The sequence below is a fragment of the Promicromonospora aerolata genome, from assembly GCF_042682255.1.
Lineage (GTDB): Bacteria > Actinomycetota > Actinomycetes > Actinomycetales > Cellulomonadaceae > Promicromonospora > Promicromonospora aerolata.
The window spans coordinates 3,879,873-3,896,054 of sequence record NZ_JBHUHF010000001.1 but is presented as its reverse complement, the minus strand read 5'-3'; the positions used below and the strand labels follow the sequence as shown (position 1 = coordinate 3,896,054).

Here is a 16,182-nt window from a genome sequence, read left to right as displayed (position 1 = left end):
CGCTGACCGGTTCCCCGGTCAGCGCAGCGGACTACGGGAAGATGGGCTCTTCCCCGCCTTCACCCCCGCCTTCTCCTTCGTCCCCGCCGTCACCCTCCGGGTCGGACGCGATGACGAGGCTGATGGTGGCGCCCTGCTCGACGGTGGTGCCCGGCTCCGGTTCGGACCGGATCACCTGGCCGGGCTGGACGGCGGTGGACGGCTCCTCCGACCCCTTGACGCAGGTGACCTGCGCTCCCGTGCACGAGACCTGAGCTTCCTCGAGCGTCTTGCCGACAAGGTCCGTGGGGACCGTCGTCTCCTTCGGTTCCGGCGCCGTCGCGATGTAGACCGTGACCGTCGTGCCCTGGGGCACATCACCGGCCTCGGGGTCGGTGCGGGCGACGGTGCCGGCCGGGACCTCGTCGCTCTCCTCCTCGTCCCAGTTGATGGTGCCGAGGCCGATGTTCGTCAGCTGCGGCTCGGCGGCCTCCCTGGTCTGCCCGACGACGTTCGGGAGCGTGGTCTGGCCCGTCGAGAGGTACAGGGTGACCTCGGCGCCCTCCTGCACCGTCTGCCCGGCGCTGGGCTCGCTCTTGGTCACCATGCCCTCGCTGACGCTACGGCTGTTCTCCGACTCCGTACCGCCGACCGTCAGGTTGTCCTCCTCGAGCCGGCTCCGGGCGTCGCTCTCGGACAGTCCGCTCACGTCCGGGATGGTGACCTGGCCGGGCGCGCCCGCGACGAAGACGACGACCGACGAGTCCGGTTCGACCTCTGAGCCCGCGGACGGCTCGGTCCGACCAGTGGTCTGACCCTCTTCGAGGTCGGACTCCTTGTCGATGGCCCGCTCGAACGTCAGGCCCGCCGCCTCGACCTGGGCACGGGCCTCGTCGACGCTCAGGCCCTCCGCGATCGTGGGCACGGAAACGGTCGTCGGCTCCTGGTTGGCCGCGTTCTCGATCGCCACGGCGATGGCGATGGCTGCGACCGCCGCCAGGGCGATCCCGAGGAGCCACCACATGAGCGCCTTGCTCTTCTTCTCGGGCTCCTCGCCGCGGGTCGGCTGGCCCGGGTATCCCCCACCGGGGGTGACCGGGCTCTGGGTGGCCGTCGTGGGGCCCCAGTTGGCCTGGGTCGGCGACATGACCTGAGTGGCACCGTATGCGGGCTGGCCGGCGACCTGGGTGGCGCCCATCATGGCGGCACCGACCATCGGCGCGGTGACCTGGCCGCCGCGCATCGCGGACTCCAGGTCGCGCCGGAACTCGGCGGCCGTGCTGTACCGCTGCTCGCGATCCTTGGTCAGTGCCTTGAGCGTGATGCGGTCCAACACGTCGGGAACGTCGGTTGCCACCTCCGACGGGCGCTGCGGCTCCTGGCCCACGTGCTGGTAGGCGACCGCCACGGGCGAGTCGCCCTGGAACGGCGGCCGACCCGTGAGCAGCTCGAACAGCATGCAGCCGGTCGAGTAGAGGTCCGAGCGGGTGTCGACCTGCTCGCCGCGGGCCTGCTCCGGGGAGAGGTACTGCGCGGTGCCGATCACGGCGTGCGTCTGCGTCATCGTCGCGGCGGAGTCCGCCATGGCGCGCGCGATGCCGAAGTCCATCACCTTGACCGCGCCGGTGGGCGTGATCATCACGTTCGCGGGCTTGATGTCGCGGTGGACGATGCCCGCGTGGTGCGAGTACTCCAGCGCACTCAGCACGCCGACGGTGATCTCGACGGCCTCCTCGATGGGCACGGCGGCGCCGTCGGTCAGGATGTCGCGGACGGTGTGGCCCTCCACGTACTCCATGACGATGAACGGCACGTGCACGTCCTGGCCGGAGGCATCCTGGTGGATGTCCTCCCCCGTGTCGTACACCGCGACGACCGCAGGATGGTTCAGCGCGGCGGCCGACTGCGCCTCGCGCCGGAACCGCACCAGGAAGGACGGGTCGCGGGCGAGGTCCGAGCGCAGCACCTTGATCGCCACCGTACGACCGAGACGGGTGTCATGGCCGATGTGCACCTCGGCCATGCCGCCACGGCCGACCAGCTCGCCGACCTCATAACGGCCGGCGAGTACGCGGGGCGTGTTCTCCACCACTCATACGTCCTTTGATGTCGTGGCCGTCTGCCTCAAGGCATACGGCTCGTTGAAAAGCATCATCCCAGAAGCGGCTGTTGCGGCCGCTGCCGGGGAACTCAGCGTTTCGGCGTAGATTTCGGAGGAACCCCACGGCTCCTGGAGAGCGCTGTCGTTGCCGCTTCCGGTGACCAGCGTGATGATGAGCACCACCAGCAGCAATGCGACCAGTGCGACGAGCGGCCAGGACACGCGGACGCCGATTCGGTCCTCGATCCCGCCCACCCAGCGTTGGATGTCCGACGACAGATTTCGTCTCTTCCCAGGGTGCCCCCCGGAACGCCCTTGCTGGGGGACCCTTCGCCCGTCCTGGCGTGTCGAGTGCAGATCGCGGCGCGACGGGTACGACCGCGCGCCGTTCCCCGCTCCGGTGCCGCCTCCGCTGCCCGACGGCGGAGGGGCGTACCCGGAACCGTGGGGGCGACCGTAGGCGTCGGTGCCGTGCGCGCCGGACGTGGTGCCGTATCCCGCGGAGTCCGTGCCGTAGCCGGCCGAGTCGGAACCGTACCCGGCCGAGTCCGTGCCGTACGGACCTGATCCAGGGCCACCGGCCGGTGTACCCGGAGCCGGCGAGTACGGACGTCCGTAGGAGTCTGTGCCGTAGGTGCCCGACGTCGTTCCGTACCCGGCCGAGTCGGAACCGTAGGCCCCCGACCCGAAGGGACCGGAGCCGTAACCGCCCGCCGGAGTTCCCGAACCGTAGCCGCCTGCGGGCGTGCCCGACCCGTAGCCGTGGGCGGGTGTGCCCTGCTCGGGGCTGGGCGGCGCCGACTGCGCGTTCGCCACCGTGGTGTGCCGGCCGCCGCTGGACTGGCCGAACGGCGCCTGGCGGCGCGCATGGGACGGGCCCGGCTGTGCCGCGCTGCTCCGGCCGTTGCCGGACCGCTGCGAGCTGGACGGCTCACCGTCGCGGCGGTTGCGGCGGGCGAAACGCGAGCTGCCGAACGGGTCCTCCGCGATCTCCGCGGCGAGCACGTCGAGGTGCCGCGCGAGCTGGTCCGCCGAGGTGATGCGCTGCGCCGGGTCCTTCTCCAGCATCTTGGTGATGGTCTCGGCGAGCCCCGGATGGACCGACGTCGGCAGGAGGGGGACCGGTGCGTTGACGTGCGCGATCGCGATGTCGACCGGTGTTCTTCCCGTGAACGGCCGTCGGCCGGCCGTGGCCTCGTAGGCGACGACGCCGAGCGCGTAGATGTCGGACGCGCCGGTGGCCGACTGACCGACGGCCTGTTCGGGCGACAGGTACTGGGCGGTGCCCATGACCATGCCGGTGGCAGTCATGGGCACCTGGTTCTGCGCCACCGAGACACCGAAGTCGGTGATCTTCACGGTGCCGGAGTGCTCCAGCAGGATGTTGCCCGGTTTCACGTCGCGGTGCACCACTCCGGCGAGGTGAGCGGCGTGCAGGCCACGCGCCGTCTGGGCCAGGATCGGCAGCAGGCGGGCCGGGGGCAGCACCGGCTCCCGCTCGAGCAGGTCCGCGAGCGGTTCGCCCAGGACCAGCTCCATGACGAGGTAGCCGGCGCCACGCTCCTCTCCGTAGTCGAACATCTGCGCGATGTTGGGGTGAACGAGGGTCGACGAGTTCCGGGCCTCCGTGCGCAGGCGACGAAGAAAGTCCTCGTTGCCCGTGTACTCCTCGCGGAGCACCTTCACGGCGATCTCCCGCGCGAGCTTCTCGTCGCGCGCGACCCAGACCTCGCCCATGCCGCCCATGGCGATACGCCGCACCAGCGTGTAGCGCTCACCGAGCGACAGACCCTCGACCGGCCTCATTTCGAGATCGCCGCCTGCATGATCTGCTGGGCGATAGGGCTGGCGAGTGCGCCACCGGTGGTCTCGTTCGTCGACTGGCCCTGGTTCTCCAGCACCACGGCCACGGCGACCTCCGGGTCGTCGGCCGGGGCGAACGACGTGAACCACAGCGTCGGCGCCCGCGTGTCGTCCTGAGCGGTGCCCGTCTTACCTGCCACCTCGACACCCGGGATCTGGGCGCCCGTCCCGGAGCCGTCGTTGACGACGGTGACCATCATCTCGGTGAGCGCGTCGGCCGTGGAGGACGAGAACGGGCTCTTGTAGCGGCTCGGCTTGGTCTGGCTGACGAGCTCGAGGTCGCTGTCCCGCACGCTCTGGATGAGGTAGGGCTCCATGAGGTCGCCGTCGTTCGCGATGGCAGCCGAGATCATTGCGACCTGGAGCGGCGTCATGCGCACGCTTCCCTGACCGATCCCGGACAGCGCGATCCTGGCGTCGGAGTCGTCGTCGTGCTCACCACCGATGAGACCGGGGTAGGCGCCGATCGAGGTCGACATCGGGACGTCGATCGACTCGGTGAAGCCGAACTCCTCGAACATCCGCTGCATGTCGTCCTTGCCGACGTCGACGGCCAGGTCGGCGAACGCGGTGTTGCAGGACGTCCGGAGGGCGTCCTTGAGCGTCATCTCGCCCGTGTCGGAGCAGGACCCGCCACCGAAGTTACCGAGCGGCGTCGACGTGCCGGGCAGGATGTACTCGGTCGGCGCGGGGATCTGGGTGTCCGGCGTGATCCCGCCGTACTCGATCGCTGCGGCAGACGTGAGCAGCTTGAACGTGGAACCGGGCGGGAACGTGGCGTTGATCGTCCGGTTGATGGTGGGACCGTAGATGCTGGGCACCTTCGACCCGTCCTCCGCGTTGACCTCAGGCTTGGCGTTGATCAGCTCCTCGGAGGCTTCCTTGACCGCCGCGGCGTCGTGCACGGCGAGCTCGTTCGGGTCGTACGACGGCTTGGAGACCATCGCCAGGATGCCGCCGGTCTTGGGATCGATGGCCACAGCGGCTCCGACGTAGTCGCCCAGAGCGTCCCAGGCCGCCTTCTGCACCTTGCGGTCGATGGTGAGCTCGACCGAGGAGCCCTGCGCCTCCTCACCGGTGATGAGGTTCTGCAGGCGGTCGAGCCACAGCGAGTCGTCCTCGCCCGCGAGGTAGCTGTTCGCGTACCGCTCCATCCCGGTGACCGTGCCGTTGATCGCGAAGTATCCGGTGACCGGCGCGTACACGCTGGCCGCGCCGGCGTCGCCCTCGGAGTAGGTGCGCTGGTACTTGAAGTTGTCGTCGACCGGCACCGAGGTGGCGATCGCCTCGCCGCCGCGCACCACGATGGGGCCGCGGTCACGCGCGAGGGCGCTGTAGATGCCCCGCACGTTCCTCGGATGCTCGTTCAGGTCGCCCGCGGCGACGAACTGGATCCACGAGGTGGACACCATGAGGGCCATGAACATGACCAGCACGACGGTCGACAGGCGGCGCAGGGTCGCGTTCACCGGTCCACCCCCCGCACGATCTGGGTGGCGTCGTCCGGCGTCCCGCCGCTGCCGGCACCGGCCTCGGTCTCCGCCTGGACGGGGTTTCCGCCCCCCACCTCGATGGCGCCACCGCCCACGACGGCAGGCGCCGGGTCGGCCAGGGCGCCGCGGGTCGGCAGCGCGGACGGGCGTCGGGCAGCATCGGAGATGCGCAGCATGAGGGCGATGACTATCCAGTTCGCGAGCAGGGACGAGCCGCCCTGAGCCATGAACGGCAAGGTCAGGCCGGTGAGCGGGATGATGCGGGTGATGCCGCCGACCACCACGAAGAGCTGCAGGGCCATGACGAACGCGAGGCCACCGGCGAGCAGCTTGCCGAAGCCGTCCCGCACACCGACCGCGTGCCGCAGGCCGCGCTGCACGATCACCAGGTAGATGAGCAGGATCGCGAGCATCCCGGTGAGGCCGAGCTCCTCGCCGAGGGCGGCATAGATGAAGTCGGAGAAGGCGAACGGCACGTACTGCGGGTAGCCCTCGCCCCAGCCGGCACCGAACATGCCGCCGTACGACATGGCGAACAGGCCCTGGACCAGCTGGTACGACGGGCCGTCCATGAGGTCGGGGTTGAGCGCGTCCAGCCAGATGTTCACGCGGAGCTGCACGTGGCTGAAGATCGACCAGGCCACGACGGCACCGCCGGCGAACATCGCAAGACCGATGACGATCCAGCCCACCCGGTCGGTGGCGAGGTACAGCATGCCGACGAACAGGCCGAAGAACAGGAGGGAAGTACCGAGGTCCTTCTCGCCCACCAGAACAGCCAGCGACACGGCCCAGACGATGAGGATGGGGCCGAGGTCACGCAGGCGGGGAAGCTGGAGACCCATGAACTTCTTGCCGGCCAGCGCGAGGGTGTCGCGGTTGGCGACCAGGTAGCCCGCGAAGAAGACGGCGAAGGCGATCTTGGCGAACTCGGCCGGCTGCGCGGAGAACGGGCCGATGAAGATCCAGATCTGTGCGCCGTTGATCTCGCGGCCCAGGCCGGGATCAGCGGCAGGATCACCAGCACGATGCCGACGATCATCGCCGTGTACGTCAGGCGCCGCAGGCTGCGGTGGTCCTTGATCAGGAAGAGGACCACGCAGGCCACGATGATCCCGAGCGCCGTCCACATGAGGTGACGTGACGCGTCGGCGCCCCTGATGTCGACGAGGTCCTGCCGCAGGATCATCGCCATGCTCACGCTGTTCAGCAGGACCACGGCCGGCAGGATCACCTGGTCGGCGTAGGGCGCGCGGAGCCGCAGCACGATGTGCGCGGTGAAGGCCAGGGCGGCGAGCACGATCGAGTAGGTCCAGAACCCCTCGGGCAGGCTGTCCTCGAGCGAGTAGCCGACCATCCACATGCCGCCCATGCCGAGCGCGAGCGCGACGACGAGCAGGACGGCCTCCGCCATGCGCGACGGGGCGTTCTCCTCGGGGCGGAGGGCGCTCATCCGTTCTTCTCCTGGCCGGAGTCGTTCTGGCCGGAGTCGTTCGAAGCCTTCTGGGCGTTCGGCGAGGAGTCTCCGCCGGGCTCGTCGGTCGCGGTGGGCGTCGGTGTGGACGTGGGTGAGGGCGACGGGGAGGGATCGGTCTCCTCGACGGCCTCCGCGACGAGGCGGTCGGCGCGCCCCCGGGCATCCTCGAGCGACGTGGCGCGGATGGTCTCGTTCACGCGGGCGGCGACGAACTCGGGCAGCTCGTCGACCCGCGTGCCCGTGAGCTCGACCGGGGTGGAGAAGGTCAGTGGGCCTACCGTCGCCGGGATACCGCGGAACACGGCGACCTGGCCGTCGGACTCGCCGACGTAGTACTGAGTCTGGGTCCAGCGGAAGCCGCCCCAGCCCGCGAGGACGAGGCCGACGACGAGCAGCAGCGCACCGAGAACGGTCAGCCAGACACGCTTCCTGCGCGGGGTCTCCTCCTCGTCGGCCGCACCGTCCGCGTCGTCGTCGGGCTGGATGTCCGGCTGGTACTGCTCCTCGTCGTGCCCGCCCGCGATCATGGCCTGCTCGAGCGTGTCGGCGAGGCCGTCCTGGGCCACGGCGTCGGGCAGCACGCTCACGGCGATGGGCGAGGTGGTGGGCTGCCCACCCCCCGGGACCGTGGACCGGGTAAAGCTGGTCACGGTGTCGCCGTCGATGTCCGAGCCGGGCAGCGCGGTGGGCGAGAGCGGGTCGGCGCCGCCCGCGGTCACACCGGCGAGAGCGGCCGAGCCGACGATCTCGGGGGTGACGGTGGCGGCGGTCGTGGCCGCGGCGGCCTCGTCGAGGACGTCGGCCACGACGACGGTGATGTTGTCGGTGCTGCCGGCGCGCATGGACATCGAGACGAGCCGCTCGACCGCGTCCTGCGGCGTGGTGACCGAGCTGAGTACCTCGGCGATCTCGTCGTCGGGCACGAACCCGGACAGACCGTCCGAACAGAGCATCCAGCGGTCGCCCGGCACGGCCTCGCGGATCGACAGGTCGGGCGTGAGGTCCAGGTCGAAGTCGCCGAGCACCCGCATGACGACGTTGCGCTGCGGGTGGGTCTCCGCCTCGTCGGGCGTGATGCGGCCCGTGTCGACCAGGTGCTGCACGAAGGTGTGGTCGACCGTGACCTGCGCCAGGGTGCCGTCGCGCAGGAGATAGGCGCGTGAGTCACCCAGATGGGCCATGGCCAGTGTGTTGCCGGACTTCAGCACCGCCGTGACGGTGGTCCCCATGCCGGCCAGGTCCGGGTCGGCCGTCGTCGCGTCGACGAGGTCCTGGCGCGCGCGGTCGATCGAGCGTTCGAGCTCGGACATCGACTGGTCGGAGCTGTGGTCGGGCCGGTCGAGACCCACCAGGGCTGCGATCGTCAGCGCGGACGCGACGTCGCCGCCGGCGTGCCCGCCCATCCCGTCGGCCACGACAAGGAGGTTGGGACCCGCGTAGGCGGAGTCCTGGTTGTTGGAGCGGACGAGGCCGACGTCGGAACGCGCGGCATACCGCAAGGTCACGGTCACGTGATGGTCATCCCTGGAGCTCGACGACGGACTGTCCGATCTGCACGCCCACACCTGGAGCCAGCGGGATGATGCCCTGTACCCGCTCCTCACCGATGTAGGTGCCGTTCGTGGACCCGAGATCCTCCACGAACCACTGGCCGCCCTGGGGGAAGATCCGTGCGTGCCGGGACGACGAGTAGTCGTCGTCGAGCACGAGGGTGCAGCTCGGCGCGCGTCCGATGAGTACGCCGGACGACGTGAGCGGGATGGTGGTGCCCGTGAGAGGGCCCGCCACCACGACGAGCCGCGAGGGGCCACCGCGCTGGGGAGCGCGGGGCGCGCCGCCACCGGGGGCCGGCGTCGCGGCCGGCCCCGCGAGCTCCGGCCGGCGCCGCCGGCTGCTGGCGGTGCGTGGTCCGGCCAGGTCGCGCCGGAGCACGGCGACGGCGGAGAGCACGAACACCCACAGCAGCACGAGGTAGCCCAGCCGAAGCAGGGTGAACGTCAGCTCGCTCATGTCGGGATTTTCACCAGTCCTCGTTGTCTGCACCGGAGGCACTGCCGGTCCAGAACATGATGCGGGTACGGCCGATGGTCATCGTGTTGCCGTCGAGCAAGGTCGCGGCGGGGACCTGGTGGCCCTCCACGTACAGGCCGTTCGTGGAGCCCATGTCGGTCGCCACGACGCCGTCCGGCGTCACGCGGATCTCGAGATGGCGCCGGGAGACGCCCGGGTCGTCCACCACGATGTCCGCCTCGGCGTCCCGTCCGATGACGGTCACCGGGCCGGTGAGCAGGTAACGCTGTCCATCGATGTCGATGAGCGGGTGTCGGCCGGTCGGCGCGCCGGACGTCGCCGGGGCGACGCTCCCCTGCACGCTGCGCGAGCGCACCGTGAAGCGGCCGGGAACCAGCTCGTACTGCTCGTCGAACGTCACGCTCACGGGGCCCACGAACGCATAGTGCTGCGTCGCGGCGTACGCCGTGATGTTGGACGCGAGCTCGTCGGCGAGGGTCTGTGCGCCCCACGCCTCGATCTGGGCGAAGTCGTCGGGAGCGAGCTCGATGGTGAACTCGTTCGGTGCGACGGTACGGTCGCGTCCGACGACCGCGGCACGGTCATCGAGCTCACGCCGCAGCCTGCTCGCCAGTTCGACCGGCTTCACCTCGCCACGTCCCACCTTGGCGAACGCGTTGTTCATCATGCGCTCCACGCTCTTCTCGAAGCGGTCCAGGGCGCCCATGCCACCTCCTTCCGGGGTCTGCGCCGGGCAGACTACCTAGATCGTATAGACCGGTAGGTCCCCGCAGACTCCAATACTGTGGATGTCCTGCGGATCTTCTCCGATCTTCCCTCAGGTGGCGCGGTGAAGAGAGGTGTGGGCGGGTCCGCACGCTACTAGACCTGCGGCGGGACGTGAACCACCTCACGGTTATTGGATTCGGAGTCACCGTCCGTACCGTGCTAGCCTCAACCAGCAGCGCGCGAGTGGCGGAATAGGCAGACGCGCACGGTTCAGGTCCGTGTGCCCGAAAGGGCGTGGGGGTTCAACTCCCCCCTCGCGCACGTTGTTACGAAAGGCCCCGGCTCATCGAGTCGGGGCCTTCGTCATGCCCTGGGAGCCCGGTCTGGGGTGGCCTCGCGCCGCGAGTTCGGTCTTTTGGCGGCCCCGTAGCTCGACTTCGGTCCGTTGCATCGAGATCGGTCCAGTGATTGACCGATCTCGAAGCATCCGACCGATCTCGCATTTTGTGGCGGGCATCCCTCAGATGCAGCGCGCCATCTCGATCTCTTGGCCGAGCGCGCCGTCCAGCCGGACCCCTGTCGGTTCGAACCCGCACTTCCGGTAGGCGTCCTTGGCCCGACGGTTCTCCGCGTGGACGTAGAGCCTGACCCGGCTCAGGCCGCGTTCCTGCGCCCAGTCGAGGCTCGCCTCGAAGAGCCGCTCGACCAGCCCGGATCCCCGGTGCCGCGGTTCGATGAACACACCGACGACGTGGCCGCCAGAGCTCTCGACGGTTCTGCCCTCGAAGTCCTTCTCGCCCGCCGACTCGACGATGACGACCGACGTGCCGACCCAGCCGTCGTCGTCCGCAACCGCCACGAACTGCCGGGCGCCGGCTTCCGGCCCCGCGTCGACAGAGGACCCGGCCGCGCGGTCGATCCAGAAGCTGTCGGGCATCGCCGCACCCTCGTCGTAGGACTCGACGAAGGCGAGCGGAGCCGCGTCGTCCTCGAGCCCGGCGAGGCGCAGGGCACGAACCTCCCGCCACTCGGAGGCCCGGATCGGTCGGATCGTGTAGTTGCTCACCCCGCAGCATCTTGCCACCTTGCCGATGCCGAACCTGCCGCGACGACGCGTCACACGCCGCCGGTGACGTGCAGCGTCGCGGCGTCGAGCAGCGCGCTGGCCGGGCCGGTGCCGACGGCGTCGTGGGAGGTGCCGGACATGAGCCTGACCACCCGCAGCGGAGGCGATGTCTGCGCAGGTGATGGTTCGTTTCTGGGTATCGGTTCCCCCATCGGACCGACTCCTCCGGTCGTGTTTGCCCCAGTGTTACCCCCTTGGCCCTACTTTGCGCCACAATCTCCACCATGCTCGACGTCTCGATCGCCCCAGCTCCGGCGCCGGACGCGCCGTTCGAGGACCACATCGAATGGGCGCGCAACGCCCCCGCAACCCCCTTGACCCCCACGGCGCTGTTCGCCGGCGGCCTCGCCGACACTCCGGTCGACGACCGCCTCACGATCGATGCGCCGGAGTGGGACTACCCCGCCCTCGCTCGCGAGGCCGTGCTCAGGTCCCGAGGTGCCGTGCTCGACATCGGCACCGGCAACGGTGACTTCTTCGCCGGCCTCGGGCCGCTCCCGAAGGGTTCGGCCGCCACGGAGACGGGCCCGGCCTTCCTCACTGCTCGTCGCCGCCTGGAACCGCTCGGCATCGACGTGCGCCGGGCCGAGGCGTCCTGGACGGGCGACGTGCTGCTGCCGTTCTTCGACGGTCAGTACAGCGTGGTGCTCAGCCGGTTCAGCACCATCGAGCCCAACGAGGTGGGCCGCGTGCTGGAACCGGGCGGGACGTTCCTCACCGAGCAGGTGGACACCCGGGACGGCATAGTCCTCAACCGAGCACTCGGCGTGCCGCTCGGCTGGGACCCGGACGCCGTCACCCTCGACGTCGTCTCCGACGGTCTCGTCGCCTCCGGCCTCGAGATCGTGGAAGCCACCGAGTACGCGGGCACGCGCACGTTCAAGGACCTGTCCTCCGTGCTCTGGTACCTCCGGATGGCCGCGTGGCAGGTGCCCGGCCTCGCCGACCTCACGCCGGCAGCCGTCGCGCGGCACGAGGCGGGGCTCCGCGCGCTCCACATGCACTTCGCGACGGGGAACGAGCTCGTCGACGAGGCGCCGCGCATCCTGGTCACCGCCCGCCGGTCCTTCTGAGCAGTCCCGCGACGGCGTCCGCCATCGCTTCCGGGGGCACGTCCGTGCCGTGCCCCGGCAGGGTCACCCGGCGGCCTGCCGGCAGCACGGCGGCCAGCGACTCCGCGGCGACCGCGACCGGGGCGGCGCTCGCGGCGCCGTCGACCACGAGGACCGGCTGGCCGATGGTGTCCCACCGGCCCATCAGGGCGCGCCGGCCGAGGGCGACACCGGCGAGCACCCGGCCGTCATAGGCGATGGTCGGTGCGATCGCCTCGAGGTCGGCCCACGACGGCGACTCCCGCATACGCGGCAGCAGCCGGCACGGCATACCGACCACGTCGAGGAACAGCTCGACGGCGCTCCCGGGATCACCCACCTCGATGCAGTTCTCGACCCCCGCGATCATCCGGGGGTCGGTGGGCGCGGCGCCGCTCGCGACGTCGTACGGGGGCTCGTAGCAGAGCACGCCGGTGACGCGGGACCCGAGGTCTGCCGCCGCGCGCAGCGCGAGAAAAGCACCGGACGAGATGCCCAGCAGCGCCGCCGGGCCTGTCACCTCCAGCAGTGCGGCGAGGTCGTCGATCTCCCGGTCCACGCTGTACGGGGGAGTGTCGCCGCTGTCGCCACGACCGCGCCGGTCGTAGCGCAGGGTGGTCGCGCGGTCGCCCAGCTCCGTCGCCACGGCGAGCGTGATCGGCAGCCGATGGGCGAGCACGCCGTCGACCACCACGATCGCCGGTGCCAGACCCGGGTTCGGACCGGTCAGGTCATAGGCGATCCGGGTGCCGTCTGCCGACGTCGTGAAGGCGTCGGCGGTGGTGGTCGTCATGCAGGGCTGACGGACGGGAGACGCAAAAGTCGTCGCTCCCGAGCCGGTGCGGCGCGCCGAGGATTTCGCCGCGAGGAAAAAACCTGGGCGCCCGCCCTCCCGAGGCGTAGGTTCGTGGGCACATGAGAAGGGAGGTGATCCGAGTAGTGATTTCACATCGGACCCATGAGGTGGTCGCGCGCTAGTCGCGTGACGCGCAAGCGTTTCGCGTCGACACAGGTCGGCAGGCTCAGCACGGGGCCTCGCTGATCTGTCCGGCGCAACGGGACATGGTGGCGAGTTTCTCGCGACCACCGGAGCCCGCGGGTGCCGTGCCCTCGTCCAGCACGGCTGACTCAGGTCGCCCCGCGGGCTTTCCCGCGCCTCCGGCCGGAGAGAATGGACGCGTGACTGCCTATCGCGTGATGACCGTCTGTACGGGAAACATCTGCAGGTCGCCGATGGCCGAGATCGTGCTCCGCGACCGCCTCGATGCCGCGGGGCTCGGCGACTCCGTCGTCGTGGACTCGTCCGGCGTGAGCGACGAGGAGCACGGCAACCCGGTGGACCGGCGCGCCCGCGCAGTACTTGCCGAGCACGGCTACTCCACCGGTGTGGGGCATAGCGCGCGCCAGGTGACCGCGGACGACGTCGGATCCCGGGACCTGCTCCTGGCCATGACGACCCGGCACGCGCGCGGGCTGCGCGACCTGGCCGGTCGGGTGCCGGGCGACGCCACCATCCGGATGTACCGCTCGTTCGACCCGGCGGCGGACGGGCTCCCCGAGAACGAGCTGGACATCGCCGACCCCTGGTACGGCGGTCCCCACGACTTCGAGGTGTGCCTGGCCCAGATCGAAGCGGCCGCGGACGGCGTGGTCGAGTTCGTCCGAGCGCGGCTCGGCGTGCCGACCGACACATGATCTGCGCGGGGTTTCACCCCGTGCTGCCCGCCTCCGTGACGGTCTGCCGATTACCGTGTGGGAATGACGTCCGCGTCGCCCGGCCGGCTGGTCGTCCTCACCGGGGCTGACGGCCGCCTGGGATCCAGGCTCGCCTTCCGTGTAGCAGCGGCAGGTGGCCAGCAGCGCCTGCTGGTGGGCGGCCGAGGTGCCGCGCCACGGCTGCCCGACGGCACCCCGCTGCCGGAGACGGAGATCGTCGCCGTGCCGTCCGGAGCGGGCTCCAGGATGCTGGCCGGTGCGTTCGACGGCGCCTATGCCGTGTTCCTGGCGCCCGGCAGGGAGCATCCCGGCCGGCTCGGCAGGCACCGCGCGGTGATCGACGCGGCGGTGCTCGCGGGCGTGCGGCACGTGGTCTACGTGTCGTCGGTGGGTGCGGCGCCGGACGCCGTGGCGTCCGTGGCCCGTGACGACTGGCTCACCGAGGAGTACCTGCGCGGTACCGACCTGGCGTGGACGATGCTGCGGACCGCGATGTTCCACCGCACCCTGACCTTTGCCGTCTACGACGAGTCGCACGGGTCCGGGGCGGGCGCGGTGCTCCGTGCGCCCGCGGGCGACGGCCGGGTCGCCTGCGTGTCGCACGACGATGTGGCCGACGTCGCCACCGCGGTACTCCTGGACGAGGACCCGAGCCGGCACGCGGGGCGGATCTACCACCTGACCGGCCCGGAGGCATTGCGTCTCGACGAGGTGGCCGCGGCCCTCTCCACGGCCGCCGGACGGACCATCCGGTACGTGCCGCAGACGCTCGACCAGGCGCGCGCCCTGTTCTACCGGTCGACCGCCGCCGAGGTCGAGGACTGGATCACCCAGTGCCAGGCGATCGCGGAGGGTGCGCTCGCCGAGGTGAGCCCGGACGTCAGTCAGCTGGCCGGGCGGCGAGCGCGTTCGCTGGAGGCGTGGCTCGACGACTATCCGACGGAGTGGGCGCACCTGCGGTTACCGTCGGTGGGATGACGAGCCTCTCCCCGGGTCTGGACGACGGAACGACGCCGGAGCCCGTGTGGGAGCCCGACGTGCTGCCGGGCTTCGAACGCCTGACGCTGCCCCTGCAACCCGACGAGGACGAGCCGGAGGTCGTGGCGACCCTGGTACGCCGCGCTCGCCCCGTACCGGACGAGGACTCGGTGGAACCGCCCGACGACGCCGAGCCGCGACGCGGCATGCGCCGCGTGGGCGCCGACAACCCGCAGGTGGCGCGGCTCTGGGACGAGCTGTCGGAGCTGGGGCGGCGGCTGCACCTGCGGGGTGCGGCACGCCAGCACCCCGCTGCGGCGGCCGAGGTCGAGGCGGGCACGGCACCACCGGCACCGGTGCCCGACGCCGGCACCGACGTGCTGTACGTGCACGGGTGGCTCGACTACTTCTTCCAGACCCACCTCGCGGACTTCTGGGAGGCGCAGGGTGTGCGGTTCCACGCCCTCGACCTGCGGCGGTACGGCCGCAGCCTCCGAGCGGGCCAGACGCCGGGATACGTGCGCAGCCTGACCACCTATGACGAGGAGATCGAGGCCGCGCTCACGGCCATGGGCCACGGCCGTGACGCCGCACCGGAGCGCAAGCTCCTGCTCATGGGCCACTCCACCGGGGGGCTCACCGTCAGCCTGTGGACGGCACGCAACCAGGAACGGGTGGCGGGGCTCTTGCTGAACTCGCCGTGGCTGGAGTTCCAGCCCCGGGAGGCCGTGCGCAAGATCATGGAGCCGGGCATCCGGGTGCAGTCCGCGCTCGTGCCGCGCAGCCAGCTCGTCAACCTGGACCGTGGCCTGTACGCCCGCTCCATCTCGTCGCGGTTCGACGGCGAGTGGGACTACGACGTCGACTGGCGTCCCGACGCCGGCTGGCGCGCCACCCCTGCCTGGCTCTCGGCGATCTTCCGCGGGCAGGACCAGGTGGCGCGGGGACTTGGCATCGACGTGCCGGTCCTGGTGCTGCTCAGCACGCGGAGCACCATCCCGACCCGGTGGAGCGAGGACATGAAGAGCACCGACTCGGTGCTGGACGTGGTCGGGATCGCCCGCCGCGTGCCGGATGTCGGGTCCCGCATCACCCTGGTGCGGATCGCCGGCGGGCTGCACGACGTGACCCTCTCGGCGAGGCCGGTCCGTGAGCAGGTGTGGCGCGAGACGGGCCGCTGGCTCCGCGGTTACGTGCTTGCCCAGGACTGAGGCCCTGCCTCGCTCCCGCCTACCCGGGCCCCTGGCGAGGGCGCGGTCATGGTGCGATCCTGGAAGGGAATCGAGGTGCCCACACCGATGTTGGGCACGAGGGGCGATGCGCCATGACAACGCACCAGGAGACCCATCCCCGGGCTCGCCGGGGCGGGCCGTTTCTCGCTCGCGGGGAGACCGCCGCAGGGCTCGCCGCGTTCGTTCTCGGGATGCTGATCTCGCAGGGAACCGCCGAGGGGGTGACGATCGCCGGCTGTCTCGCCATGGCCGCCGGAGCGCTCTCGAGCAGGTTCGGCTCCGGCTGGGGCCGGATGGCCGTGGCAGCGGGGCTGGGCTTCACGCTCGGTTCCGTGCCCTACTGGCTGATGACCGTCCTGGTCATCGCGACCACGTACGGGTTCTGAC

The 16,182-nt window shown here is 70.7% G+C and carries 14 protein-coding genes and 1 tRNA gene; 6 read left to right on the top strand and 9 right to left on the bottom strand.

All coding sequences use genetic code 11. The annotated features are described in order from the left end of the window. Positions 1-31 precede the first annotated feature (31 nt). The 7 genes from pknB to ACFSL2_RS17315 all read right to left on the bottom strand — a co-directional run bounded on the left by pknB (position 32) and on the right by ACFSL2_RS17315 (position 9,650). Positions 32-2,071 (bottom strand): Stk1 family PASTA domain-containing Ser/Thr kinase, encoded by a 2,040-nt coding sequence (gene pknB, locus ACFSL2_RS17345; protein WP_377199033.1) that lies wholly within the window; start codon positions 2,069-2,071, stop codon positions 32-34. Next, positions 2,072-3,886 carry a protein kinase domain-containing protein gene (locus ACFSL2_RS17340; RefSeq protein ID WP_377199032.1) on the bottom strand — a complete coding sequence of 605 codons (1,815 nt, stop codon included), beginning with the start codon at positions 3,884-3,886 and terminating at the stop codon, positions 2,072-2,074. Then, positions 3,883-5,412, bottom strand: coding sequence for a peptidoglycan D,D-transpeptidase FtsI family protein (locus ACFSL2_RS17335; protein WP_377199031.1), 1,530 nt, complete (start codon positions 5,410-5,412; stop codon positions 3,883-3,885). Before ACFSL2_RS17335 ends, ACFSL2_RS17340 begins: the two co-directional genes overlap by 4 nt. Continuing rightward, entirely contained in the window at positions 5,409-6,566 is a 1,158-nt protein-coding gene (locus tag ACFSL2_RS17330) for an FtsW/RodA/SpoVE family cell cycle protein (RefSeq protein WP_465264539.1), read from the bottom strand. Before ACFSL2_RS17330 ends, ACFSL2_RS17335 begins: the two co-directional genes overlap by 4 nt. Before the next feature lie 319 nt (positions 6,567-6,885). After that, on the bottom strand, positions 6,886-8,424 hold the full coding sequence (locus tag ACFSL2_RS17325; RefSeq protein WP_377199030.1) for a PP2C family protein-serine/threonine phosphatase: 1,539 nt from the start codon (positions 8,422-8,424) through the stop codon (positions 6,886-6,888). A 7-nt stretch (positions 8,425-8,431) separates the two neighbouring features. Next, positions 8,432-8,923 carry an FHA domain-containing protein FhaB/FipA gene (locus ACFSL2_RS17320; RefSeq protein ID WP_377199029.1) on the bottom strand — a complete coding sequence of 164 codons (492 nt, stop codon included), beginning with the start codon at positions 8,921-8,923 and terminating at the stop codon, positions 8,432-8,434. Between the two features lie 10 nt (positions 8,924-8,933). Next, on the bottom strand, positions 8,934-9,650 hold the full coding sequence (locus ACFSL2_RS17315) for an FhaA domain-containing protein (RefSeq protein ID WP_020017306.1): 717 nt from the start codon (positions 9,648-9,650) through the stop codon (positions 8,934-8,936). Positions 9,651-9,889: 239 nt separating this feature from the next. Between ACFSL2_RS17315 and ACFSL2_RS17310 the strand changes: the two genes are divergently transcribed. Next, a tRNA-Leu gene (locus ACFSL2_RS17310) sits at positions 9,890-9,973 on the top strand. 199 nt (positions 9,974-10,172) lie between these two features. Here ACFSL2_RS17310 and ACFSL2_RS17305 read toward each other — a convergent pair. Beyond that, positions 10,173-10,718 carry a GNAT family N-acetyltransferase gene (locus tag ACFSL2_RS17305; RefSeq protein ID WP_377199028.1) on the bottom strand — a complete coding sequence of 182 codons (546 nt, stop codon included), beginning with the start codon at positions 10,716-10,718 and terminating at the stop codon, positions 10,173-10,175. A gap of 284 nt (positions 10,719-11,002) precedes the next feature. Between ACFSL2_RS17305 and ACFSL2_RS17300 the strand changes: the two genes are divergently transcribed. Next, positions 11,003-11,851 (top strand): class I SAM-dependent methyltransferase, encoded by an 849-nt coding sequence (locus tag ACFSL2_RS17300; protein WP_377199027.1) that lies wholly within the window; start codon positions 11,003-11,005, stop codon positions 11,849-11,851. Here ACFSL2_RS17300 and ACFSL2_RS17295 read toward each other — a convergent pair. Next, the gene (locus ACFSL2_RS17295) at positions 11,829-12,662 is read right to left on the bottom strand and encodes an alpha/beta fold hydrolase (RefSeq protein WP_377199026.1); all 834 of its coding nucleotides are present in this window, start codon (positions 12,660-12,662) and stop codon (positions 11,829-11,831) included. The two genes, ACFSL2_RS17300 and ACFSL2_RS17295, sit on opposite strands and share 23 nt — an antisense overlap. Positions 12,663-13,066: 404 nt before the next feature. Here ACFSL2_RS17295 and ACFSL2_RS17290 point away from each other — a divergent pair, with 404 nt between their 5' ends. The 4 genes from ACFSL2_RS17290 to ACFSL2_RS17275 all read left to right on the top strand — a co-directional run bounded on the left by ACFSL2_RS17290 (position 13,067) and on the right by ACFSL2_RS17275 (position 16,181). Beyond that, a complete protein-coding gene (locus tag ACFSL2_RS17290; RefSeq protein WP_377200846.1) occupies positions 13,067-13,564 on the top strand; it encodes a low molecular weight protein-tyrosine-phosphatase in 498 nt (165 codons plus the stop codon). Between the two features lie 63 nt (positions 13,565-13,627). Then, complete coding sequence (locus tag ACFSL2_RS17285; RefSeq protein WP_377199025.1) at positions 13,628-14,563, top strand: NAD(P)H-binding protein; 936 nt, start codon at positions 13,628-13,630, stop codon at positions 14,561-14,563. Then, positions 14,560-15,774 carry an alpha/beta hydrolase gene (locus ACFSL2_RS17280; protein ID WP_377199024.1) on the top strand — a complete coding sequence of 405 codons (1,215 nt, stop codon included), beginning with the start codon at positions 14,560-14,562 and terminating at the stop codon, positions 15,772-15,774. Before ACFSL2_RS17285 ends, ACFSL2_RS17280 begins: the two co-directional genes overlap by 4 nt. A gap of 113 nt (positions 15,775-15,887) precedes the next feature. Beyond that, the gene (locus ACFSL2_RS17275) at positions 15,888-16,181 is read left to right on the top strand and encodes a hypothetical protein (protein WP_377199023.1); all 294 of its coding nucleotides are present in this window, start codon (positions 15,888-15,890) and stop codon (positions 16,179-16,181) included. The last annotated feature ends 1 nt before the right edge of the window (position 16,182 follow it).